The following is a 21,727-nucleotide window of genomic DNA, read 5'->3' as shown; positions in this document are numbered from 1 at the left end:
ATCTACAGTTATAGGAAAATATTGTCTGCTAAGAGCTGGGCCAATGGTCAAAAAAGAGCAAAATGTGGCTTGGATTTTAGCGTATGAAAGGGGAAAAAGGCGAAAAATAAAAGGTGTCGCTTGAAAAAACTGCTACTTATGTTATAATGGATTGTATGCAAAAAATTTGAAGGAGAACTGACAGAATGTCTGTATCATTTGAAAACAAAGAAACAAATCGTGGAGTATTGACTTTTACTATCGGTCAAGACCAAATCAAACCTGCTTTGGATCGTGCTTTTAATGCAGTTAAGAAGAATATTGCTGTACCAGGTTTCCGTAAAGGTCATATTCCTCGTCCAGTCTTCAACCAACGTTTTGGTGAAGAATCACTTTATCAAGATGTCTTGAATGCATTGCTTCCAGCAGCTTATGAAGCAGCTGTAAAAGAAGCTGGTCTTGAAGTGGTTGCACAACCAAAAATTGATGTAACTTCAATGGAAAAAGGCCAAGACTGGGTCATCACTGCTGATGTTGTAACAAAACCTGAAGTGAAATTGGGTGCTTACAAAGACCTTGAAGTATCTGTAGAAGTTTCTAAGGAAGTGACTGATGCTGAAGTTGATGAGCGTATTGAACGTGAACGCAACAACTTGGCTGAGTTGGTTCTGAAAGATGGAGCAGCAGCTGAAGGTGATACAGTTGTCATCGACTTTGTTGGTTCTGTTGACGGTGTTGAATTTGACGGTGGAAAAGGCGACAACTTCTCACTTGGACTTGGTTCAGGTCAATTCATCCCAGGTTTCGAAGACCAATTGGTTGGTCACTCAGCTGGTGAGACAGTAGACGTTGTTGTAACCTTCCCAGAAGACTACCAAGCAGCTGATCTTGCTGGTAAAGAAGCAAAATTCGTTACAACAATTCATGAAGTAAAAGAAAAAGAAGTTCCAGCTCTTGATGATGAACTTGCAAAAGACATCGACGAAGAAGTTGAAACTCTTGCTGAATTGAAAGAAAAATACCGTAAAGAATTAGCAGAAGCGAAAGAAGCAGCTTACAACGATGCAGTTGAAGCAGCAGCGATTGATCTTGCAGTAGAAAATGCAGAAATCGTTGACCTTCCAGAAGAAATGATTCACGAAGAAGTTCATCGCGCTGTGAACGAATTCCTCGGCAACATGCAACGTCAAGGTATCTCTCCTGATATGTACTTCCAAATCACTGGTACAACTCAAGAAGACCTTCACAAACAATATGAAGCAGATGCTGCAGCACGCACTAAAACTAACCTTGTTGTAGAAGCAGTTGCGAAAGCAGAAGGCTTTGAAGCTAGCGCTGAAGAAGTTGAAGCAGAAATCACTTCATTGGCAACAGACTACAATATGGAAGCAGACCGCGTTCGCCAATTGCTTTCAGAAGAAATGCTTAAACATGATATCGCTGTTAAGAAAGCAGTTGAAGTTATCACAAGCACTGCTAAAGTAAAATAATAGCTTCTAGTCAGCCCTAGTGGATGACAATGTAAGCACAGGAGAGAACGATTTGTTCTCTCTTTTTTGATGTTGGAGGGATAGTTTCAAAATAAGAAGTGTTCAAGAAAGATGTGGGCAGCCTAGGCCTCGGCTGGTCACTTTTCCTATAGATTCATGGCAATCTAGGTCTCGGCTGGCAACTTTTCCTATAGATTCATGGCAATCTAGGCCTCGGCTGGTCATTTTTCCTATAGATTCATGGCAACCTAGACCTCGGCCGGTCATTTTTCCTATAGTTTCTTGGGGATATAGGTCTCGGCTGATTACTTTTCCTATAGATTCATGGCAATCTAGGTCTCGGCTAGTCACTTTTCCTATAGATTCATGGCAATCTAGGCCTCGGCTGACTAATTTTCCTATAGTTTCTTGGCAACCTAGGTCTAGGCTGGTCACTTTTCCTATAGCTTCATGGTAATCTAGACCTCGGCCGTTCACTTTCCTTTAGTTTTTAAGGTAAATGATACTTGAGATAGCTGTTGGTCAAAAGTAAGTGTCTGACGAGAGGGGGGTGTCTCTTGTTTGGAAAACGGCTAGCGGAACTGGCTAGTCTAGCTGGTTTCTAAGTCTCAAATAAGGAATTATTTCAAAAACAAATAGGATAACGAAAAGTAGTTTTTAGCTGATTGCTGAGAAATGCTAGGCTGTCTTAGAGAGATATTTAGCTTTTAGACAGATTTTTTTGGGGAGCTTGTGATATACTGTTAGTATGGAAAAAAATGATATTGTTTACGGCGTGCATGCTGTGACCGAGGCCTTGATGGCCAATACGGGAAATAAACTTTACATTCAGGACGACTTGCGTGGGAAAAACGTGAGCAAGCTGAAAGATTTGGCGGCAGAGAAGAAGGTTTCTATCTCTTGGACACCCAAGAAAACCTTGCAGGAGATGACGGATGGAGCTGTTCACCAAGGTTTTGTCTTGCGGGTATCAGAGTTTGCCTATGCATATTTAGCGGATGTTTTGAAAAAAGCGGAGCAGGAAGAGAATCCTCTGCTGTTGATTTTGGATGGCTTGACAGACCCGCATAATCTGGGCTCTATCTTGCGCACGGCTGACGCGACCAATGTCACGGGCGTGATCATTCCCAAGCACCGAGCAGTCGGCGTGACACCAGTTGTGGCTAAGACCTCTACGGGCGCTATCGAGCACATTCCTATTGCCCGTGTGACCAATCTCAGCCAGACTCTGGACAAGCTCAAGGAAGCTGGCTTCTGGATTTTTGGGACGGATATGCAGGGGACGCCTGTTCAAAAGTGGAATACGGCAGGCAAGCTGGCACTCATCATCGGCAACGAAGGCAAGGGGATTTCCAGCAACATCAAGAAGCAGGTGGACGAAATGCTGACGATCCCGATGAATGGTCATGTCCAAAGCCTCAATGCTAGCGTCGCAGCTGCCATTCTCATGTATGAAGTTTTTAGAAATCGGGTGGGCTAATGCAAGTACTAGGAGCTTATGCGTTAGAAAAATACCAAACAGAAAAGTTTGAGCCGATCATTTATGCCATCTACCATAATAAAAGAGAAGATAATTATTGCTTTTGCTTTGAAATCACTGAGGAAGCAGATCAGTATCCCTTAGAGGACTTATTGACCCAGTATTCCTTGAATTGCACGGATTTATACGGTAAAGGAAATCAGGTAAATGGCGCTTTGAAATACCTCATTGAGGTAGAAACCTTATCCAGTGATAAGGCAGATTTGATCAGCATTCTCAATTTTTCTACAATTTTAAATAAAGAGATTGTGAATTATGTAAAAGGAAAATATGTGTGCCTTGCTGAGAAGAGGTGTATGAGTTCCTTTTATATGGGAAATCAAAAAGTGGGAGTTCCTGTGCTTGCTTACCGAAGTGATAACTCTGGAATGGTTTCTTTTCAAAATAAATATCCAGAAGGACAATTAACAAATTTATTTTTAGAAGATAAAAAATATAATGTTGAGTGTTTAGATGGGGAATGGATTTGTATCGAATTACTTGATGGCAAGGCAAACTTGATTTTAAAAGCTTCACACGATGAATATTTCCAATATATTTTTGATTTGAAAGGTTTTCAAGGTGTCAGTCCTGTTCTAGACTGACCGAGCGAAATAGCTTTCCTAAAAAGCAAGAAATTTCTAATAGCTAGTCCCGATATGGTGGCAGTCAAAGCCCCACTACTAACCCGCTTATGTCCATGGAGAAGCCTTCTCTGTGGCAACTAAAAAATGATGGAGAAAAAAGATGACCTTTAAAATTTTAACGGATTCGACGGCAGACCTGCCAGAAAGCTGGACTCAAGAACATGATGTGCAGGTTCTGGGCTTGACCATTCAGCTGGACGGCCAAACCCACGAGACCGTCGGACCGAATAAGCTGACCAGTGAGCAGCTTTTAGCCAAGATGGAGTCTGGCAGCAAGCCGACTACCAGCCAGATCAATGTCGGCCAATTTGAAGATGTTTTTCGCCAGTATGCTCAGGAGGGCACAGCAGTTCTCTATGTGGCTTTTGCTTCCGCCTTGTCTGGGACCTACCAAAGTGCAGTCATGGCGCGGGAGATGGTCTTAGAGGATTACCCTGAGGCAATTATCACCATCCTTGATACCAAGGCGGCTTCGATGGGTGAAGGGCTCTTGGTCATGAAGGCTGTAGAAGCGAGGGCAGCAGGTCAAAGCCTAGAGCAGACGGCAGACTTGCTTCAGAGTCTAGTGCCTAGAGTAAAGACCTATTTCTTAGTAGATGACCTCAATCACCTCATGCGGGGTGGCCGCATTTCCAAGGCAGCGGCTCTTATGGGAAGCTTGGTTAATATCAAGCCCATCATCGCAGTCACAGCTGACGGAAGTCTGGATTCGGTCGCTAAGGTGCGAGGCAAGAAGAAGGCGCAGGCTGAGGTGGTTCGGATGACCTTAGAGACGATTTCTGATCCGCGGGTGGTGGTCGCCTATGCAGGTGAAAAAGAAGTCGCTGAAACTGTCAAGGAGCAGCTTTTAGCTTCTGGACAGGTTATAGAAGTCCTTATCCTGCCTCTTGGTCCGGTTATTTCGACGCATACTGGCCCAGGTACTCTAGGACTCTTTAGTATTGGCGGTGAACTTTCAGACTAAATGGAAATGAAATCGTTATTTTATAAATAATTGCATCAAATATATTGACTTTTGGTTAGAAAATTTGGTATGATAGTAGGCGGTATTGTTTACCCCATTTGTAAGGCCCCGGAACCTTTCAAATAACCCGCGGACCGGAACATCCGCCCTGTAAACAAAAACGATATTCATATAGGAGAAATCATGAACAAAACAACATACATGGCTAAGCCAGGTGAAGTTGAACGCAAATGGTATGTAGTAGACGCTACTGATGTACCTCTTGGCCGCCTTTCTGCAGTTGTAGCAAGCGTACTTCGTGGAAAAAACAAACCAACATTCACACCACACACTGATACAGGTGACTTCGTAATCGTTATCAACGCTGAAAAAGTTAAATTGACTGGTAAAAAAGCAACTGATAAGGTTTACTACACTCACTCAATGTACCCAGGTGGTTTGAAGTCTATCACTGCTGGTGAACTTCGCTCTAAGAACGCTGTTCGTTTGATCGAAAAATCAGTTAAAGGTATGCTTCCACACAATACTCTTGGCCGTGCTCAAGGTATGAAGTTGAAAGTATTTGTAGGCGCTGAGCACACTCACGCTGCACAACAACCAGAAGTTCTTGATATTTCAGGACTTATCTAAGGAAAGGAACAATAAAGTATGTCACAAGCACAATATGCAGGTACTGGACGTCGTAAAAACGCTGTTGCACGCGTTCGCCTTGTTCCAGGAACTGGTAAAATCACTGTAAACAAAAAAGATGTTGAAGAGTACATCCCACACGCTGACCTTCGTTTGGTTATCAACCAACCATTCGCAGTTACTTCAACTGTTGGCCAATACGACGTTTTCGTAAACGTTGATGGTGGTGGCTACGCTGGTCAATCAGGAGCTATCCGTCACGGTATCGCTCGTGCCCTTCTTCAAGTAGACCCAGACTTCCGCGACTCATTGAAACGCGCAGGCCTTCTTACTCGTGATGCTCGTATGGTAGAACGTAAGAAACCAGGTCTTAAGAAAGCTCGTAAAGCTAGTCAGTTCTCAAAACGTTAATCAATACGATTATATCAATGTTTCAAAGCACTCAAGAGTTTACCTCATGGGTGCTTTTTTCGTGTTTTTTGAAAAGTTCACCTCAAAGTTCACCTTAGTTTTACCTTAATTTTGAATATTATTTTGTTAATAGTCTTTTGTGTTATAATGTAAAAACGATATGAAAAAACGGTAGTGTAAAATAAGTTGTGTAAACACAAAAAGGAATAAATTCGTTATAGTAGAGTTGCGAAACATTACTAAAAAGAGACTTATTCCTATGACACAGTTTACCACAGAATTGTTAAGTTTCTAACCCAAAAGTAAGATATTGATGAATTTTTCCAATCTTCTCTTGGAACAGCTATGAACAACCTGCTTCAAACAGAGTTATCAGCCCTAATTTGCGGGCTTACCTTGGGGATTGCCACACCTTGGGCGGTTTGCACGATGCAAAATTGGAAAACCAAACACACAGTAGTGGATGGTCAACGTCTATACTTTGACGGGACTGGAGTACAATTGTTCGGTAATTAGATTAAGTGGTTTCTTCTAACCATCATCACGTTTGGAATCTATGGCTTCTGGTTAACTATCAAAATGGAGCAATGGATTGTGAAACATACTCATCACACTCAATCATTAAACTGCATCTTCTTTTATAGGAGATGCAGTCTTTTGTTCTTAGAATAAGGAAACTGAAATTTTGTCTGTTCTCTATCTTGGAAAGGATATAAAAATCTTTTAAACCGATGGATTTCCTCAGGGAAAAACCATGAAATTTTTGATATAATATGGAGGATAGACTGATAGATGCTTTTTTATTTGTCTAGAAAAAAGGGATATTTTTCAAAAGACTTACAGGTGAGAACTAAGAAAATTTAAATACATATGTAATGTTTGACAGAAAATCACTCTGCCCTCATCAATGGATAAACAGAAATAAATCAAATAAAAGGAGTAACAATGACCAGAAACTATTCAACACGGGAATACCGTGAAAAATTATACGATGATCTTCATGTTAGATCGAGAGATATAGCGATTTTGATGTGTGCAATTTTTATTGCCTCTATCGGACTAAATATGAATTCAACAGCTGTTATTATAGGGGCCATGTTAATTTCACCTCTCATGACACCGATTGTTGGACTAGGATTAGGTTTAGCTATTTTTGACACTCGTTTAGTTAAGCAAGCTCTAGGGGTTTTACTTACTCAAGTATTTGTCAGTTTACTTGTATCGACTCTGTATTTCTGGATTACTCCCTTATCTTATGCAAGTAGCGAGTTGATTGCACGAACTTCTCCAACGATTTGGGATGTCCTAATTGCTATTGCCGGTGGGATTGCTGGTGTGATCGGTTCAAGGAAAAAAGAAGCAAACAATATTGTGCCAGGAGTAGCCATTGCTACAGCTCTGATGCCACCTATCTGCACTGCCGGCTATGGTTTAGCTAATGGAAATGTACGATTTTTATTTGGTGCTCTCTATCTTTTCTTGATTAACTGTGTCTTTATAATGCTAGCCAACATTATAGGAGCAAAAATTTTAATGAGAAAATCTCCCTTAACTTCATTCAAAGAGCTAAGCATTAAAATGAAAATTGGTTTGATATCTTTGATTGTATTATTGGTTGTTCCAGCCGGTTATTCGGCAGTTACTCTGACTATAGAACAAGCGCGAAAAGAAGGTGTCAAACAGTTTGTAGGAAAAGAGTTTGCCAATTATACGGTCATTAATCAAGTCTACAAGTCAAGGGACAATGAATTGGTCTTGACAATTGTTGGTGACCCGATTTCAGAAGAAGAATTAGAAACAATCCACCAAAAACAAGCCTCTTACGGTATTCAATCTGTTCAATTGAAAGTCAATCAAGTCCATAATTCGCAAAAATTAGATAGTGAAGCGACAAAGGAATTTTATGAAACCATTGACAAGTATATCGATCAAAAACTCTCTGAAAAGGATTCGCAAAAAGATCTTGTAAAAGAGAATGAAGCAGACAAGGATTGATGGCAATGAACAGAATAGGTTTAGAGTTGCTGTCTGAAGAAAATAGTCTAGATGTCTATTCTTTTGAAAAAGAAAATCGGGAGTATTTTGAGCGAAATTTACCTCCCATACCAGCTAACTATTTTGATCCAGAAGGTTTTAAAAAAATTACAGCGGAATTGTTAATGGAACAAGAAAATCATGACACCTACATGCATCTTATTAGAGATTCGCAAGGCATGATGGTCGGAAGGATCAATTTAAGTGTTTTAGGGAGCGATAGAAAAACAGCAGAACTTGGATATAGGATTGGAGAAAATGTTACTAATTTAGGCTATGCAAGCGAAGCGGTTAAACTTGTTTTAGACAAAGCATTTCATACTTATGGTTTAAATAGAATCATTGCGGGAGCGGCAACGGATAATCTTGCCTCTAAGAGAGTGCTTTTAAAAAATGGTTTCACCTTTAGTAGGATCATAGAAAATGACCTACAAATGAATAATGAGTGGGTTCATACAGCGGTATTTGAGATAATGAATCTATAACATCATCATTTCCAGTTTAGTGACAGGAATGATGGAGTCATTAATCTTTGCGGACATTCAAGAATTTTCACCAACTGTTTGATTAGCGAATCAGATACTTTTGTTACCTGTTTATCACTATGAGTTAAGGCTTCAGAAACAGGCTGTAGTGAAACTCCAGCTTGTTTTCTGTGTATCTCAGTTTATAAAAGGATCGTAGAAAAAGTCTCAGTTTGACATTCATGGGATGCTTTTGTTCTATTCTGGAAAAGTCAATGCCTTAGCAATATAGAAAAACACCCTCATCCCTAGTTCTGCTAAAAGCATAGGATAAGAGTGTTTTTTCTATAAGAACGATAGACGCTGATTATTCTTCGTCTTTTTTGATAATGTTTTTAACGCCTGCGATAGCACCTTCAACAGCGCCTTTTGCGTCTTCAGCGACTTCTTTCACTTTTGAAGCTACTTTTTCAGCAGTTCCTTCCGCTTGAGTCTTTGTATCGCCAGTAAGTTTACCGAAACCTTCTTTGATAGAACCTTTAGCTTGGTTGAATTTTTCTTCGATTGACATGGAAATTTCCTCCGTTTATTTAGTGTATTATCTAAGTTGGATGCTGTTTGATACTCATTCAAGCGAGATAATAGATACAGTATAGACTCTTTGGTAACAAAAAGCAAATAACTGCTACGAAATGACAAAATATTTTAATAGGTCACGACATTAATTTCGCCTTTGTCATATTCTGCAATGAAGATATCGGAGACATTTTCAAAGCCTTCTTTTTGTAATTCGGTCATCAACCATTCTTCTGACTTGCCAATGGTTTCTAAGATTTCAAGTTGGACAACTCCATCGGTAATGATTGGATATTTTGGATTTTCATCGCCGATTCTTACGATAATCAATTGACCATTTTGCTCGATAACGGCTCTTTTGACTTCTTTCAATTGGAAGACTCCTTGGGAGCGTAATTTCAAAGCGACATCTGATGCGGATAGCCCTTTTGAACGGCAGGCTTCAGGATCTAATTTCCCGTTTTTGATGATAATAGTTGGTTTCCCGTCAATCAGATGTTTGATATAGGAAACGTTGGTGTTGAGCCATTTTAAAAGCAAAATCAGAATGGTCCAGATGATTAAGATGACTGCATATTGAAGGATAGTAATGGAGCTATTGTAGATGACCCCGCCGATAATGCCACCGAGAACAAAGTTTTGTACTTGGTCTGTTGCAGAGCTTGGTGCTAAATTTCCCTTACCTGTCATATTGATGACAAAAACGAGAGAAACGAGTCCCAAAGCTAACTTAATTGCAATTGTAATAAAAAAGCTCATTATTTTTCAACCTCCACGAGTTCAACGTCTGATTTGTACAGTTCCATTTTTTCCAATAAATAGCTATCCTGATCGGTTCCGCTAATAGCACGGTAGAATTGTTTGCCAACCTTAATGATAGCTCCATCTGTTGTAGCTGAAGTGTTGACGTAGACTTCTTCTTTCTCAACGCCTAATTCTTTTGAGACAACCTCGATAAAATGCAAGGAGCTACGGAATTGATTGTCATTTGATTGATTACTTTGGAAATTAGTAATGCTAATCAGAACAGTTGCTACTAGGGTCAAAATAGAAATAATGGACAACTCACGGAACTTACTTCCTCGTTTGTCTTTATAGGCCTTAAAGGCGAAAAATCCCGTCACCAAAACCAAGCAGGCGGACACAATTACCATCACCCAATTCTGCTGGCTAATCTGACTCAGTACATAGTCATATGAATAGAATTTCATAAGATTCCTCACTTTTTTTGAATTCAAGCTATTATAAAACAAATCAGCAGCTGTATCAATAGCTTTTTGAAAAATAAAGTTTTCTGGAACTTGTTTTAAATATGGAAGCTTCATATTCCTAAGCAGAATATTTGCTTCATTCGAGTTTTCAAACTGTAATAGAACTTGACAAAATCATTCAGAGTGCTAGAATAGGAGACAGGTAGAGGCCGATTTAGCTCAGTTGGTAGAGCAACGCACTCGTAACGCGTAGGTCACAGGTTCGAGCCCTGCAATCGGCAGAAAGAAAACCAGCACCTTTTTATGGGGTTGCTGGTTTTGTTTATATAATTCTTATAAAGAAGTAAGAAAAGTTAGGCCACCTAATATCACCCCCGCAGCATTGGGAATAATGAGGATCCAGTCTTTTTTAGGTTCTTTTGTCCAACCGTAGATAACCCAAATCAGGCAAGAAACTGCTGCGAATAGTGGTTGGAAAGGTTGAGCTTTGGACCCTTGTAAGTTTGCGATAATTTGTGGAATATAAGCGACGAATACAAGAATTCCAATAAAAGCTCCAATAGATCCGACAAAACGATTAATTTTTTGTTTTGACATACGATACCTCCTTAGCGTCCATTATATCAAAACGGAAAAAATTGTCAAATGAGACGTAAGCCAGTATGGAGAATAGGTTTTAGTTTTTATCTAAAACTAAGCGAAATAGCCAAGTGTGGTTTGAGAAGGAGCGTTAGAATTGTTCATACCTGGTTTATCCATTGTTAGGCTGGATAGAGAGCTTATGATCATAGAAATAGTAGTAAATCAGTATTGTCGTGTTGATAAAAATGGGTAATGATTAATTTCTTTGAAGCCTTATGCTGGGAAAATTCAAGATTTTTGATTTCATTTTAATCTTTTAAAATAACCACTTACTGCTCCAAATTGACCACTTACTGAAAGTCCCTTGTTTCTTTTCAAGAAATTGTTATAATGAAGATAGAAAGAGGGGAGGAGTGCTTATGAAGGTTCGGATTGAGCTAGACGATCGTTTGGCTGATACAGAATTGGTGATTCGAGTATCGCGGATTGATGAGAGGATTCAGAAGATTCAAGATGCTTTGAATGAAGCGACTGCTCCAGCCATTCTCTTTTATAAGGAAAATAGTGAGTATTTTGTAGATTTAGCGGAGATTCTCTTTTTCGAGACGGACGGAGCCAAAATCTTTGCTCACGCGCGCAATGATGCCTATGAGGTCAAGTTGAAACTCTATGAGTTGGAGGAATTGCTGCCTCGCTATTTTTGCAGAATTTCCAAATCAACCATTGCTAATGCTAGAGCGATTTATTCTCTAGAAAAGTCTTTCTCGGGTACCAGTTCCGTCCAGTTTTCTGAAACACATAAGAAAGTGCATGTTTCAAGGCATTATTATCAACTACTAAAAGAAAAGTTAAGTGAAGTGAGGTAATCATCATGAAAAAAACAATTCTAGGCGTCGGTTTTTTGATTTTAGCCGGCTGGATTTTGCTTCAGGGAAACTTTGGTATTCCTATGTTCAATTTCAATATCTGGCCCCTGCTTTTGGTCGGCATGTTTGCGTATTTTGCTTTGGAAAATTTCTTGGAGCGAGATTTTGGGGCTGCTCTGATCATGACGATTATTGCTCTGATAATTGCTAATTCTGTCTATCACTTCTTGGCAATCTCTACAGGCACCTTGGTAATGGGTGGTGTTTTGGCCTGCATTGGGCTTAACATGATTTTTAAACCGAGAAGGATCTGGGGCGTTCGTTGTTTGTCTAGAAAGGGCTTGTCTACAACGGAAGGAGAGATTTCCTTTGGCAGCGGCACTCGCTATATCAACTCGGATAATTTTATCCATGATAAAGTAGAGTGTGCTTTTGGCAGTGCGGCCGTCTATTTTGATAATGCCAGAATTTTAGGAGATTCTGCTAGTTTTGATGTGGAAGTATCCTTCGGTAGTGCGGTGCTTTACATTCCAAGCAACTGGCGAGTAGAGCTAAATGTGGACAATGCTCTCGGTACGGTTGTCAATCCGCATAATGTCAATGAGAAAGACAAGACTTTATATGTGCGCGGTAACGTCGCCTTTGGATCTTTGAAGATTGTTTACATTTAAGAAAACGGATTATTGGTCAGAAATTGCAAAGTTTGGGAAAATTTACTTGCCAAAAGCTAAGTTTTTTGATAATATAGTACGGTATGTGGTGCTAGCACATCCGTAATATTAGATCTAATAGGAGGAAACACACTAATGGCTAAAGTATGTTACTTTACAGGTCGTAAGACTGTATCTGGAAACAACCGCTCTCACGCGATGAACCAAACAAAACGCGCTGTTAAACCAAATCTTCAAAAAGTTACTGTTTTGATCGACGGAAAACCTAAAAAAGTTTGGGCTTCAGCTCGCGCGCTTAAGTCAGGTAAAGTTGAACGCGTTTAATACATGAAAGGGATTGGAAAGATTTATTCCTTCCCTTTTTTGTTGTTGAATTTTCAGACTAGACAGTTTATTTCTGTCCTTCCTCTTTTACACCCTGTCTAAAATATGGTAAAATAAACTATAAAATACTTTTGAGGTACAAGTGATGACTGTAAAAATCAATACAAAAGATGGTCAAATTGAGCTGACTGATGACGTGATTGCGACAATCGTTGGCGGCGCAGCAACCGAAATTTTTGGTGTGGTTGGAATGGCCAGCAAAAATGCAATTAAAGATAACTTTCAAGCTCTTTTGGGTAAAGAAAACTATGCCAAGGGTGTGGTAGTAAAAACGTCTGAGGATGGTGGTATTGCAGTTGATGTTTATACCGTTTTGAGCTACGGCATTAAAATTAGTGAAGTTTCCAAAAATATCCAAGAACGCGTTAAGTTTAGTTTGGAAAATCAACTTGGGATCACTGCCCATACAGTGAATGTCTATATCCAAAATATTAAAGTTGTAGGAGAATAATCGTGTCAAATATTACTACTAGTTTATTTCAAGAAATGGTGCAGGCGGCATCAACTCGTTTAAATAAACAGGCTGAATATGTCAATTCTTTAAATGTTTTCCCAGTTCCAGATGGTGACACAGGAACCAATATGGGCATGACCATTGAAAATGGTGCCAAAGAAGTAGCTGATAAGTCAGCTTCAACAGTTGGTGAAGTGGCCGCTATCTTTGCAAAGGGACTCTTGATGGGTGCGCGTGGGAACTCTGGTGTTATCACGTCTCAGCTCTTCCGTGGTTTTTCACAAAGCGTGAAAGGAAAAGATGAGCTTGATGGGCAAGCTTTGGCTCTTGCCTTCCAATCTGGTGTAGAAGTAGCCTATAAGGCTGTTATGAAGCCAGTTGAGGGAACAATTCTGACCGTTTCTCGTGGTGCGGCCATCGGTGCTAAAAAGAAAGCTGAAGCGACAAATGATGCTGTCGAAGTTATGAAAGCGGCTCTTGAAGGAGCAAAGGCTGCCCTTGCTAAAACGCCAGATATGTTACCAGTTCTCAAGGAAGTTGGCGTTGTGGACTCTGGTGGTCAAGGTTTGGTCTTTATCTATGAAGGTTTCCTTTCTGCCCTGACTGGCGAATATATCGCATCAGAAGATTTCCAAGCGACTCCAGCTACGATGAGCCAGATGATCAATGCTGAACACCACAAATCTGTAGCAGGCCATGTGGCGACAGAAGACATCACTTTTGGTTATTGTACAGAAATCATGGTGGCTTTGAAGCAAGGACCAACCTATGTCAAAGACTTTGACTATGATGAATTCCGTAATTATTTGAATGAGCTTGGAGATTCCTTGCTGGTAGTTAATGATGATGAAATCGTGAAAGTGCACGTCCATACAGAAGATCCAGGTCTTGTTATGCAAGAAGGGCTGAAGTATGGTAGCCTTGTCAAGGTAAAAGTGGACAATATGCGCAACCAGCATGAAGCCCAGCTTGAGAAGGAAGAAAAAGCTACCAAGCCAGCTGAAGAAAAAGAATACGCTATTATCGCCGTAGTCGCTGGTGACGGTCTTGCTGAAATCTTCAAGGCTCAGGGTGTGGATTATATCATTTCTGGTGGTCAGACTATGAACCCTTCTACAGAGGACTTTATCAAGGCTGTTGACCAGGTGAATGCGCGCAATATCATTTTCCTACCTAACAATAAAAATATCTTCATGGCGGCTCAATCTGCAGCAGAAGTGCTTGAGCAACCAACGACAGTGATTGAAACACGCACGCTTCCTCAAGGTTTGACAAGTCTTTTGGCCTTTGATAGTGGAAAAACAATCGAAGAGAACCATGAGAGAATGACAGCGGCTTTGAGCGATGTGGTTAGCGGTAGTGTTACGACAGCAGTTCGTGATACGACCATTGATGGCCTCGAAATCCATGAAAATGATAACTTGGGTATGGTTGATGGCAAAATCCTTGTGTCAAATCCAGATATGTTGACAACTCTGAAGGCGACCTTTGCGAAGATGTTGGATGAAGACAGTGAGATTGTTTCCATCTATATCGGTGAAGATGGTGACGAGGAATTAGCAAATGGCTTAGCTCAAGATCTGATGGAAGAATATGAAGATCTAGAAGTTGAGATCCACCAAGGAAATCAGCCAGTGTATCCATATATTTTCAGTGTAGAATAATTTATTTGGGAGTGGGACAGAAATCGGTCATTCGTTAGAATTCGATTTCGTCGTCCCACCTCCGCACAGTTGAGTAGGGCTGTAAAAGTTGATGAAATCAGCGTAGTAGAGCCCACTCAACCACTGCGTCTTTGCTCGACAATCCAAAGACAATTGAGAGGCTAGGACTTTTGCCCCAGCCTCTTTGATTTTTTTATATGCAAGATTTAGACAAGATAGTGGCATTATGGTATACTGGAAAAAATAAAAAGAAAAGGTGTACTATGAAAAAGTTATTTATTCTTGTTATTTCTGCTTCTGTATTATTGACAGGTTGCGTATTTCCAAAATATGGCAAGCATCGTCCGAAAGTTCCAGCTGAATCAAAAGTTGCTAAAACAAGTTCTAGCTCAAGCTCAAGTGACTCCTCTACGAGTACTTCTTCTGAAAGTACAGCTATTGTCTCTAAAACCTTGGTCGGAGACCTCAAAGGCATCCATCATCGTGATACGGTGACCTATCGGGGAGACAAACTCTTGAAACTTCGAATGGAGCTGTTGAGTAATTTGCCAGAAGAAGCCAGTGGTGCTGCAGCTACTATGAGCCCAGAGGAAATGACAGCTATCATTCGAGAAGGAATGGAATCAGAACCGAACTACGTGGAAGCTAAGAATATGGAAGGAGTGACGATTGAATACTCCGTAACAGCTGATAAGAAATTACAGGCCATAGTTGATCTGGATTTTGAGAAAATGGATGTAGCGAAAGTAGCAAGTCTATCTTTCTTTAAAGAATTGGGACTTAATGATATAAAAGACGCCTCTCCTTCAATGTTTATTTTAGGTATGAAATTAGGCGGCTTGAAAGAAGAATAAGAGTGTATAAAGGCGAGTCATCTCGTCTTTTTTTGCTGTCTAGAAACTATGACATTTGTCATATGATCTAGTGACAAAATCATCTAGTCGGAAGATGCAGGAAGTTTTATAATACAAGTAAGAAATGAAGAAATAGGGAGTAGTTACATGAAAATATGGTTGATAAAAGTAGCAGTCTTGAGTCTTGTTGGGATGATGTTTTATCAGTTGGCAAGAATAAGCGGAGCAAGTCTTTACCGCTTTCCTTGGGAGATTTTTGCTAGCTTGGGAATGGCTAGCTACGTCCTAAAGGAAGTGGCTAAGTTAAGCAAGAGGAGAAAGTAGAAATGAAAAAGTACCTGTCCATCTTATTCATTGGAGTTGCAATGGGTGTATGGTATTTTCAAATGATACCGGGTTTTCTGTTAGAATTTCTACCCCGGCAATTTTATATAGGAGTAGGGGGAGTGATTCTAGCTGTCTTTGTCATCTGGCCGCTCATCTATGATTTTATTAAGGAGGAAGATCATGAAATTGATTGAAGTGAAAAAGTTATCTAAAAGTATTCGGGGGAAGGAGATTTTGCGCCACATTTCCTTTGACATTGAAGAAGGAGATTGTGTGGCTCTGATTGGTCCAAACGGAGCTGGAAAAACAACTCTGATGGATTGTCTCCTAGGCGATAAATTCCTGACTTCTGGTCAAGCATTGGTTCAAGGCTTAAAGCCAACGGATAATCGTTTGAAAGAGATGGTTGCCATTTTGCCACAGGAAAATACAGTGGTGGGGGATTTGAAAGTCAAGGAACTCCTTGCTTTCTTTCGATCCATCTATCCCAATAGCTTGTCTGAAGAGGAAATCGATGCCTTGTTGGGCTTTTCTGACAAGCAGAAGAACCAGCTGGCTGCCAAGCTCTCTGGTGGTCAAAAACGTCTCTTCTCCTTTATTTTAGCCTTGATTGGTCGTCCAAAGATTCTCTTCTTGGATGAACCGACTTCGGCCATGGACACCTCGACCCGCCAGCATTTCTGGGAAATTGTGGATCAGCTCAAGAAGCAAGGTGTGACTATTGTCTATTCTTCTCACTATATTGAAGAAGTGGAGCATACGGCTGATCGGATTTTGGTGCTTCATAAGGGAGAGCTGATCCGCGACACCACGCCTTATGCCATGCGCAAGGAAGAGCAGGAAAAACACTTCACCTTGCCCCTTTCCTATAAAGAAATCGTGGAAAAGATAGCTGGTGTGACAGAGATTGAAATCAAGCAAAAGGCCTTATCCTTTGCGACCAAGGACGCCAGTCAGGTCTGGCAAATTCTGCAGGAGCATGGCTGTACGATTGAAGAAATCGAAGTCCGCAATCGCACCCTGCTAGATAGTATTTTTGAGACGACACAAGAGTAAAGGAGAGCATTATGAAAAATATGGTTAGTTTAATGAAAATGGAGTTGATTTTGATGAAGCGGCAGGCGGCTTACTACCTGCTTTCTATCGGTCTGCCCAGCGTATTCTATCTGATCTTTTCAGGAATGATGTCAGGTTCTGATGTGCCGACGCTTGTGCTTCATACCTACCTCTTTTCTATGACAGTTTTTAGCATCATGTCCAGTGCTTTTTTCAGCATTCCCAGCACCTTGCAGTCGGACAAGACCAATAACTGGCAAAAATTGATTCAGCATTCGCCCGTTTCTATGGTAGAATATTATATATCAAAGCTTTTCAGTACTTTGTTGACCTTTCTGCTTTCCATCATCGTGGTCTTCTCTGTTGGACATTTCGTTCGTGGAGTCAATATGCCCATGATGGACTGGCTGGCGATTGCCCTGATTCTTTTGGTCGGTAGTATGGTCTTTATCGCCATGGGCGTCTTGGTTAGTCTCCTGCCCAGTGCCCAGCTCATGTCGGTCGTAGGCAATATCGTTTATATGGCTTTAGCGGTCTTGGGTGGGCTTTGGTTTCCACTGACTATGTTTCCGGACTGGTTGCAATCTATCGGCAAGCTAACTCCGAGTTACCAGCTCATGCAGGTGGTTTCTGCCTATTTGGAACACCATGACTGGAATGTCTCTGCTATGCTAATCGTCCTAGCCTATACCATATTCTTTAGCATTTTAGTCCTTCAGCTCAAAAAACGGATTGAGGTTAAATAGTTTTATGTGGGAAAAGTTCAAAAACATACATCATATGTTTCATATTTCTCTGGTCTTTATTATTTTTCCAATAGCGGGTGTCATCAGTGGTGAATACCCGCTTTTGACTTTGCTTTGGACAGCATTGTTTATAGGGGCTTACTATACCATCCTCACAGAGAAAAAGCCTTTCTATCAGGCGCTGTCCTGGTGGATCATGCTTGCCTATATTTTTTATACTTCCATTTGGCTGAATGTGGGCTTTGGGTGGTATATTTTTTATTTATCAAATCTTCTAATTTATCATTATAAGGAAATTTCCTTTACATCTTGGCGCTTCTGGAGTTTCTTAGCTATCCAACCGGCTCTTCTGGTCGGGGTGTATCTGCAAAATCAATTGAGCACTGGCTATCTGGTCTTTTTCTCAACGACCTTTCTCTTTTCGGATTTCTTGACCCTAGGTCTGCATCGTATCCAAGTTGCTGAACAGCTCAAGGAAGAAAAAAGTAAGCAGAATGCCCAGCTCAATCTCTTTCTAGCGGAAAATGAGCGCAATCGAATCGGACGGGATTTACATGATAGTTTGGGCCATACCTTTGCCATGCTCAGCGTCAAGACGGAGTTAGCCCAGCAATTCCTGCAAATGAAGACCTACGAGCAGGCGGAGAAAGAGATGGAGGAAGTGCGACGGATTAGTAAGCAGGCCATGGCAGATGTTCGACGGATTGTAGACAATCTCAAGACGCGGACACTGGATGAAGAATTAGCAACAATCCGAACCATGCTGGAAATGAGCGATATTGACTTGGAGCTTCATAATCAGCTCAATGTCGCCAGCATTCCTATAGAAATACAGTTTACCATTAGTATGATTTTATTGGAATTGGCAACCAATATTATCAAGCATGCAGAGGCTAAGAGGTCCAGGATTGATTTGTATAGTCAGGATAGAGATTTGATCTTGGAAGTTGAAGATGACGGCCGAGGCTTTAAGCAAGTGACGGGTCAAGACTTGCATTCGGTACGTGAGCGCTTGGAGGGTCTTGACGGTAGCGTGGAGGTCATCAGCAATCACAAGCCAACCATTATTCGCGTGCGCTTGCCATATAGGATTAGAGGGGACGAGCGATGAAGATATTATTAGCAGAAGATCAGAGTATGTTGCGGGATGCCCTTAGCCAGCTCTTGCAGTTGCAGCCGGATGTTACTAGTGTTTCTCAAGCGGCAGATGGTCGTGAAGCTATGGAGCTACTCAAGACCAATCCAGTCGATGTGGCTATCTTGGATGTAGAGATGCCCTATCAGACAGGGCTGGATGTTCTAGAATGGGTGAAGGAGTATCAGCCAGCTGTCAAGGTCATCATTGTGACAACTTTTAAGCGGCTGGGTTATTTTGAGCGAGCGGTTAAGGCGGATGTGGATGCCTATGTGCTCAAGGAGCGGAGCATTGCGGATCTGATGAAAACCATTCATACTGTCTTGGCTGGACAAAAAGAATACTCGCCTGAACTTATGGAAGTGCTGATGACTCATAAAAATCCCCTCTCTCATCAGGAGCTTCTAGTCTTAGAAGCAGCAGCAACTGGGCTTTCTAATAAAGAAATTGCTGAAAAACTCTATTTATCAAATGGAACTATTCGTAACTATATGTCGGCCATCCTGACCAAGCTAGCAGCTGACAATCGTACGGAAGCTGTCCGGATTGCTCAAGAACAAGGATGGATATAAAATAATTATCTCGCTACATTCGGATTTAGCGGGATTTTCTTATCTTTTTCATTCAGAATGAAAAAAAACATCCGCGATACTTGCAATTTTTTTCAAAAATGTTATCATAGTAGAAAGCTTTTTGAATTTTTAGAAAATTGTAAATAAATGAAAGGGGAAATATGGAAAGAATCCAATTAGAAACTCCTAAGTCCGGCTCGCAGCTGGTCTTGGAAACCTTGAAAAATCTTGGTGTTGATACTATTTTTGGCTATCCTGGTGGTGCAGTCTTGCCCCTCTATGATGCTATTTATAGCTTTAAAGGTATCCGCCATATTCTTGGTCGCCATGAGCAGGGGTGTGTTCATGAAGCAGAAGGTTACGCTAAGTCTACTGGGAAAATTGGTGTGGCCGTTGTAACTAGTGGTCCGGGGGCAACCAATGCCATTACTGGGATCGCCGATGCGATGAGTGACAGTGTTCCCCTTTTAGTTTTTACTGGGCAGGTAGCGACGCCAGGCATTGGTAAGGATGCCTTTCAAGAAGCCGACATTGTCGGTATTACTACTCCCATCACTAAGTACAATTATCAGGTACGGGAGACGGCAGACATACCAAGAATCATTACGGAGGCCATTCATATTGCGACCACAGGTCGTCCAGGGCCAGTCGTTATTGATTTGCCAAAGGATGTCTCAGCTCTGGATACGGACTTTATCTATGACACTCAGTTGCATCTGCCAAGCTATCAACCAACAATTGAGCCTAATGAATTACAGATTAAGAAGATTCTTAAACAGCTTTCCAAGGCTAAAAAACCTGTTCTTCTTTCTGGTGGTGGTATTAGCTATGCAGGGGCAGCAGCGGAGATGGTTGCTTTTGCAGAGCGGTATCAGATTCCAGTAGTGACCTCATTGTTGGGTCAGGGAACGATTGCGACAGATCATCCTTTGTTCTTGGGTATGGGTGGCATGCATGGCTCTTTCGCGGCTAATATTGCGATGACGGAAGCAGACTTCATGATTAGCATTGGATGTCGTTTTGATGACCGTCTGACTGGTAATCCTAAGACCTTTGCTAAAAGTGCTAAGGTGGCCCACATTGATATCGATCCAGCAGAAATTGGCAAGATCATCAGCGTGGATATTCCTATTGTAGGAGATGCCAAGAAAGCTTTGCAAATGTTGCTTGAAGAAGAGCAAGTGCACAACAATACCAGCAAGTGGATAGAAAAGGTGACACGAGACAAGGAGCGGGTGCGCTCCTATGATAAGAAGGAACGAGTTGTCCAACCTCAGGCTGTTATTGAGCGCGTGGGTGAGTTGACCAAGGGCGACGCCATTGTGGTAACGGACGTTGGCCAGCACCAAATGTGGACAGCTCAGTACTATCCTTATCGCAACGAACGTCAGTTAGTTACGTCTGGTGGTCTTGGAACCATGGGCTTTGGTGTTCCAGCAGCAATTGGAGCAAAGATTGCCAATCCTGATAAGGAAGTGGTTCTCTTCGTTGGAGACGGCGGCTACCAGATGACCAATCAAGAAATGGCCATCCTAAATATCTACAAGATTCCGATTAAGGTCATCATGCTCAATAATCATTCGCTAGGTATGGTTCGCCAGTGGCAGGAAGCCTTCTATGATGGTCGTACCTCCGAGTCAGTCTTTGACAGTTTGCCAGATTTTCAGCTGATGGCTCAGGCTTATGGTGTCAAATCTTATAAATTTGATAATCCGGAGACCATTGCTCAAGATTTGGAAGTCCTAAAGGAAGATATACCGATGTTTATCGAGGTAGATATTTCCCGCAAGGAGCACGTGCTTCCAATGGTGCCAGCTGGCAAGAGCAATCATGAGATGTTGGGGGTGAAGTTCCATGCGTAGAATGTTGACAGCTAAACTCCAAAATCGTTCGGGTGTTCTGAATCGCTTCACGGGTGTGCTTTCCAGACGTCAGGTCAATATCGAAAGTATCTCTGTCGGTGCGACCGAGGATGAAAATGTTTCTCGGATCACCATTATCATTGATGTAAATTCTCTCAATGAAGTGGAGCAGATTATCAAGCAGCTTAATCGCCAGATTGATGTGATTCGGGTGCGAGATATTACTGATCATCCTCACCTAGAGCGAGAAGTTATTTTGATCAAGGTATCAGCACCGGTTGCTAAGCGTGCAGAAATCTTGGCCATTATCCAGCCTTTCCGGGCAACGGTAGTCGATGTGGCGCCAAGCTCGATCACTATCCAGATGACGGGCGATGCAGAAAAGAGCGAAGCGCTCTTACGAGTCATCCGTCCTTACGGCATTCGCAATATCGCACGGACTGGAGCAACTGGCTTTACCCGTGATTAATACTCTTCGAAAATCAAATTCAAACCACGTCAGCTTCGCCTTGCCGTACCCAAGTACAGCCTGTGGCTAGCTTCCTAGTTTGCTCTTTGATTTTCAGTGAGTATAAAATCCAGCTTAAATTTGTTAAAACCGCCTAAGAGGCAATAAAAAATAGAAAAGA

Annotated in this window: 26 protein-coding genes, 1 tRNA gene and 1 pseudogene; 24 read left to right on the top strand and 4 right to left on the bottom strand. The window is 41.4% G+C overall.

All coding sequences use genetic code 11. The annotated features are described in order from the left end of the window. Positions 1–185: 185 nt before the first annotated feature. The 9 genes and pseudogenes from tig (at position 186) to D8797_RS01025 (ending at position 8,159) form a co-directional block, all read left to right on the top strand. Positions 186–1,469, top strand: a complete 1,284-nt coding sequence (gene tig, locus D8797_RS01065) for a trigger factor (RefSeq protein ID WP_005591726.1) — start codon at positions 186–188, stop codon at positions 1,467–1,469. 748 nt (positions 1,470–2,217) lie between these two features. Beyond that, positions 2,218–2,949: a 23S rRNA (guanosine(2251)-2'-O)-methyltransferase RlmB gene (gene rlmB, locus D8797_RS01060; RefSeq protein WP_125378926.1), complete on the top strand. Its 732-nt coding sequence runs from the start codon at positions 2,218–2,220 to the stop codon at positions 2,947–2,949. Further along, complete coding sequence (locus tag D8797_RS01055) at positions 2,949–3,593, top strand: hypothetical protein (protein WP_125378925.1); 645 nt, start codon at positions 2,949–2,951, stop codon at positions 3,591–3,593. Before rlmB ends, D8797_RS01055 begins: the two co-directional genes overlap by 1 nt. A gap of 142 nt (positions 3,594–3,735) precedes the next feature. Beyond that, positions 3,736–4,599 carry a DegV family protein gene (locus D8797_RS01050; protein WP_125378924.1) on the top strand — a complete coding sequence of 288 codons (864 nt, stop codon included), beginning with the start codon at positions 3,736–3,738 and terminating at the stop codon, positions 4,597–4,599. A 183-nt stretch (positions 4,600–4,782) separates the two neighbouring features. Then, positions 4,783–5,229, top strand: coding sequence for a 50S ribosomal protein L13 (rplM, locus tag D8797_RS01045; protein WP_003026230.1), 447 nt, complete (start codon positions 4,783–4,785; stop codon positions 5,227–5,229). A gap of 18 nt (positions 5,230–5,247) precedes the next feature. Beyond that, a complete protein-coding gene (gene rpsI / locus D8797_RS01040; protein WP_002902303.1) occupies positions 5,248–5,640 on the top strand; it encodes a 30S ribosomal protein S9 in 393 nt (130 codons plus the stop codon). Positions 5,641–5,985: 345 nt separating this feature from the next. Beyond that, positions 5,986–6,312, top strand: a pseudogene (locus D8797_RS10330) (DUF898 family protein). Positions 6,313–6,585: 273 nt separating this feature from the next. Next, on the top strand, positions 6,586–7,635 hold the full coding sequence (locus D8797_RS01030; RefSeq protein ID WP_125378923.1) for a DUF389 domain-containing protein: 1,050 nt from the start codon (positions 6,586–6,588) through the stop codon (positions 7,633–7,635). 5 nt (positions 7,636–7,640) lie between these two features. Next, complete coding sequence (locus D8797_RS01025; protein ID WP_125379196.1) at positions 7,641–8,159, top strand: GNAT family N-acetyltransferase; 519 nt, start codon at positions 7,641–7,643, stop codon at positions 8,157–8,159. Between the two features lie 346 nt (positions 8,160–8,505). Here D8797_RS01025 and D8797_RS01015 read toward each other — a convergent pair whose 3' ends face one another. From D8797_RS01015 to D8797_RS01005, 3 genes are all read right to left on the bottom strand, one after another. Beyond that, the gene (locus tag D8797_RS01015) at positions 8,506–8,709 is read right to left on the bottom strand and encodes a CsbD family protein (RefSeq protein ID WP_125378922.1); all 204 of its coding nucleotides are present in this window, start codon (positions 8,707–8,709) and stop codon (positions 8,506–8,508) included. 134 nt (positions 8,710–8,843) lie between these two features. Continuing rightward, positions 8,844–9,473, bottom strand: a complete 630-nt coding sequence (locus D8797_RS01010) for a DUF421 domain-containing protein (RefSeq protein WP_125378921.1) — start codon at positions 9,471–9,473, stop codon at positions 8,844–8,846. Then, positions 9,473–9,925: a DUF3290 family protein gene (locus tag D8797_RS01005; protein WP_125378920.1), complete on the bottom strand. Its 453-nt coding sequence runs from the start codon at positions 9,923–9,925 to the stop codon at positions 9,473–9,475. Before D8797_RS01005 ends, D8797_RS01010 begins: the two co-directional genes overlap by 1 nt. A gap of 208 nt (positions 9,926–10,133) precedes the next feature. Between D8797_RS01005 and D8797_RS01000 the strand changes: the two genes are divergently transcribed. Continuing rightward, positions 10,134–10,206 (top strand) — tRNA-Thr (locus D8797_RS01000). A 52-nt stretch (positions 10,207–10,258) separates the two neighbouring features. Here D8797_RS01000 and D8797_RS00995 read toward each other — a convergent pair. Then, the gene (locus tag D8797_RS00995; RefSeq protein WP_005591744.1) at positions 10,259–10,522 is read right to left on the bottom strand and encodes a SemiSWEET family transporter; all 264 of its coding nucleotides are present in this window, start codon (positions 10,520–10,522) and stop codon (positions 10,259–10,261) included. A 404-nt stretch (positions 10,523–10,926) separates the two neighbouring features. Between D8797_RS00995 and D8797_RS00990 the strand changes: the two genes are divergently transcribed. The 14 genes from D8797_RS00990 (at position 10,927) to ilvN (ending at position 21,567) form a co-directional block, all read left to right on the top strand. Beyond that, on the top strand, positions 10,927–11,373 hold the full coding sequence (locus D8797_RS00990) for a LytTR family DNA-binding domain-containing protein (protein WP_015605723.1): 447 nt from the start codon (positions 10,927–10,929) through the stop codon (positions 11,371–11,373). Between the two features lie 5 nt (positions 11,374–11,378). Further along, positions 11,379–12,044, top strand: coding sequence for a LiaF transmembrane domain-containing protein (locus D8797_RS00985; protein ID WP_125378919.1), 666 nt, complete (start codon positions 11,379–11,381; stop codon positions 12,042–12,044). Positions 12,045–12,179: 135 nt separating this feature from the next. After that, on the top strand, positions 12,180–12,368 hold the full coding sequence (rpmB, locus tag D8797_RS00980; RefSeq protein WP_001140948.1) for a 50S ribosomal protein L28: 189 nt from the start codon (positions 12,180–12,182) through the stop codon (positions 12,366–12,368). Between the two features lie 145 nt (positions 12,369–12,513). Further along, positions 12,514–12,879 (top strand): Asp23/Gls24 family envelope stress response protein, encoded by a 366-nt coding sequence (locus tag D8797_RS00975; protein WP_005591747.1) that lies wholly within the window; start codon positions 12,514–12,516, stop codon positions 12,877–12,879. Between the two features lie 2 nt (positions 12,880–12,881). After that, positions 12,882–14,546, top strand: coding sequence for a fatty acid kinase ATP-binding subunit FakA (fakA, locus tag D8797_RS00970; protein ID WP_125378918.1), 1,665 nt, complete (start codon positions 12,882–12,884; stop codon positions 14,544–14,546). 263 nt (positions 14,547–14,809) lie between these two features. Next, positions 14,810–15,400, top strand: coding sequence for an SP0191 family lipoprotein (locus D8797_RS00960; RefSeq protein WP_125378916.1), 591 nt, complete (start codon positions 14,810–14,812; stop codon positions 15,398–15,400). Positions 15,401–15,547: 147 nt separating this feature from the next. Beyond that, positions 15,548–15,724: a hypothetical protein gene (locus D8797_RS10155; RefSeq protein WP_185780819.1), complete on the top strand. Its 177-nt coding sequence runs from the start codon at positions 15,548–15,550 to the stop codon at positions 15,722–15,724. Between the two features lie 2 nt (positions 15,725–15,726). Beyond that, the gene (locus D8797_RS00955) at positions 15,727–15,921 is read left to right on the top strand and encodes a hypothetical protein (protein ID WP_125378915.1); all 195 of its coding nucleotides are present in this window, start codon (positions 15,727–15,729) and stop codon (positions 15,919–15,921) included. Next, entirely contained in the window at positions 15,908–16,783 is an 876-nt protein-coding gene (locus D8797_RS00950) for an ABC transporter ATP-binding protein (protein ID WP_125378914.1), read from the top strand. Before D8797_RS00955 ends, D8797_RS00950 begins: the two co-directional genes overlap by 14 nt. 11 nt (positions 16,784–16,794) lie before the next feature. After that, positions 16,795–17,529, top strand: a complete 735-nt coding sequence (locus tag D8797_RS00945) for an ABC transporter permease (protein ID WP_125378913.1) — start codon at positions 16,795–16,797, stop codon at positions 17,527–17,529. A 4-nt stretch (positions 17,530–17,533) separates the two neighbouring features. After that, positions 17,534–18,640: a sensor histidine kinase gene (locus tag D8797_RS00940; protein ID WP_125378912.1), complete on the top strand. Its 1,107-nt coding sequence runs from the start codon at positions 17,534–17,536 to the stop codon at positions 18,638–18,640. Next, complete coding sequence (locus tag D8797_RS00935) at positions 18,637–19,236, top strand: response regulator transcription factor (protein WP_125378911.1); 600 nt, start codon at positions 18,637–18,639, stop codon at positions 19,234–19,236. The genes D8797_RS00940 and D8797_RS00935 overlap by 4 nt, the downstream gene beginning before the upstream one ends. A gap of 161 nt (positions 19,237–19,397) precedes the next feature. Further along, entirely contained in the window at positions 19,398–21,098 is a 1,701-nt protein-coding gene (locus D8797_RS00930; RefSeq protein WP_048766450.1) for an acetolactate synthase large subunit, read from the top strand. Continuing rightward, positions 21,091–21,567 (top strand): acetolactate synthase small subunit, encoded by a 477-nt coding sequence (gene ilvN, locus D8797_RS00925; protein ID WP_005591757.1) that lies wholly within the window; start codon positions 21,091–21,093, stop codon positions 21,565–21,567. The genes D8797_RS00930 and ilvN overlap by 8 nt, the downstream gene beginning before the upstream one ends. Positions 21,568–21,727: the final 160 nt, after the last annotated feature.

The organism is Streptococcus cristatus, assembly GCF_003944225.1.
Taxonomy (GTDB): Bacteria; Bacillota; Bacilli; order Lactobacillales; family Streptococcaceae; genus Streptococcus; species Streptococcus cristatus_K.
This window is presented reverse-complemented; position numbering and strand designations above follow the sequence as displayed.

What these genes read in the sequence shown, in the direction of transcription:
- tig (WP_005591726.1), top strand. Translation starts at nt 186, where the DNA reads ATGTCTGTATCATTTGAAAACAAAGAAACAAATCGTGGAGTATTGACT.
- rlmB (WP_125378926.1), top strand. Translation starts at nt 2,218, where the DNA reads ATGGAAAAAAATGATATTGTTTACGGCGTGCATGCTGTGACCGAGGCC.
- D8797_RS01055 (WP_125378925.1), top strand. Translation starts at nt 2,949, where the DNA reads ATGCAAGTACTAGGAGCTTATGCGTTAGAAAAATACCAAACAGAAAAG.
- D8797_RS01050 (WP_125378924.1), top strand. Translation starts at nt 3,736, where the DNA reads ATGACCTTTAAAATTTTAACGGATTCGACGGCAGACCTGCCAGAAAGC.
- rplM (WP_003026230.1), top strand. Translation starts at nt 4,783, where the DNA reads ATGAACAAAACAACATACATGGCTAAGCCAGGTGAAGTTGAACGCAAA.
- rpsI (WP_002902303.1), top strand. Translation starts at nt 5,248, where the DNA reads ATGTCACAAGCACAATATGCAGGTACTGGACGTCGTAAAAACGCTGTT.
- D8797_RS01030 (WP_125378923.1), top strand. Translation starts at nt 6,586, where the DNA reads ATGACCAGAAACTATTCAACACGGGAATACCGTGAAAAATTATACGAT.
- D8797_RS01025 (WP_125379196.1), top strand. Translation starts at nt 7,641, where the DNA reads ATGAACAGAATAGGTTTAGAGTTGCTGTCTGAAGAAAATAGTCTAGAT.
- D8797_RS01015 (WP_125378922.1), bottom strand. Translation starts at nt 8,709, where the DNA reads ATGTCAATCGAAGAAAAATTCAACCAAGCTAAAGGTTCTATCAAAGAA.
- D8797_RS01010 (WP_125378921.1), bottom strand. Translation starts at nt 9,473, where the DNA reads ATGAGCTTTTTTATTACAATTGCAATTAAGTTAGCTTTGGGACTCGTT.
- D8797_RS01005 (WP_125378920.1), bottom strand. Translation starts at nt 9,925, where the DNA reads ATGAAATTCTATTCATATGACTATGTACTGAGTCAGATTAGCCAGCAG.
- D8797_RS00995 (WP_005591744.1), bottom strand. Translation starts at nt 10,522, where the DNA reads ATGTCAAAACAAAAAATTAATCGTTTTGTCGGATCTATTGGAGCTTTT.
- D8797_RS00990 (WP_015605723.1), top strand. Translation starts at nt 10,927, where the DNA reads ATGAAGGTTCGGATTGAGCTAGACGATCGTTTGGCTGATACAGAATTG.
- D8797_RS00985 (WP_125378919.1), top strand. Translation starts at nt 11,379, where the DNA reads ATGAAAAAAACAATTCTAGGCGTCGGTTTTTTGATTTTAGCCGGCTGG.
- rpmB (WP_001140948.1), top strand. Translation starts at nt 12,180, where the DNA reads ATGGCTAAAGTATGTTACTTTACAGGTCGTAAGACTGTATCTGGAAAC.
- D8797_RS00975 (WP_005591747.1), top strand. Translation starts at nt 12,514, where the DNA reads ATGACTGTAAAAATCAATACAAAAGATGGTCAAATTGAGCTGACTGAT.
- D8797_RS00960 (WP_125378916.1), top strand. Translation starts at nt 14,810, where the DNA reads ATGAAAAAGTTATTTATTCTTGTTATTTCTGCTTCTGTATTATTGACA.
- D8797_RS10155 (WP_185780819.1), top strand. Translation starts at nt 15,548, where the DNA reads ATGAAAATATGGTTGATAAAAGTAGCAGTCTTGAGTCTTGTTGGGATG.
- D8797_RS00955 (WP_125378915.1), top strand. Translation starts at nt 15,727, where the DNA reads ATGAAAAAGTACCTGTCCATCTTATTCATTGGAGTTGCAATGGGTGTA.
- D8797_RS00950 (WP_125378914.1), top strand. Translation starts at nt 15,908, where the DNA reads ATGAAATTGATTGAAGTGAAAAAGTTATCTAAAAGTATTCGGGGGAAG.
- D8797_RS00945 (WP_125378913.1), top strand. Translation starts at nt 16,795, where the DNA reads ATGAAAAATATGGTTAGTTTAATGAAAATGGAGTTGATTTTGATGAAG.
- D8797_RS00940 (WP_125378912.1), top strand. Translation starts at nt 17,534, where the DNA reads ATGTGGGAAAAGTTCAAAAACATACATCATATGTTTCATATTTCTCTG.
- D8797_RS00935 (WP_125378911.1), top strand. Translation starts at nt 18,637, where the DNA reads ATGAAGATATTATTAGCAGAAGATCAGAGTATGTTGCGGGATGCCCTT.
- D8797_RS00930 (WP_048766450.1), top strand. Translation starts at nt 19,398, where the DNA reads ATGGAAAGAATCCAATTAGAAACTCCTAAGTCCGGCTCGCAGCTGGTC.
- ilvN (WP_005591757.1), top strand. Translation starts at nt 21,091, where the DNA reads ATGCGTAGAATGTTGACAGCTAAACTCCAAAATCGTTCGGGTGTTCTG.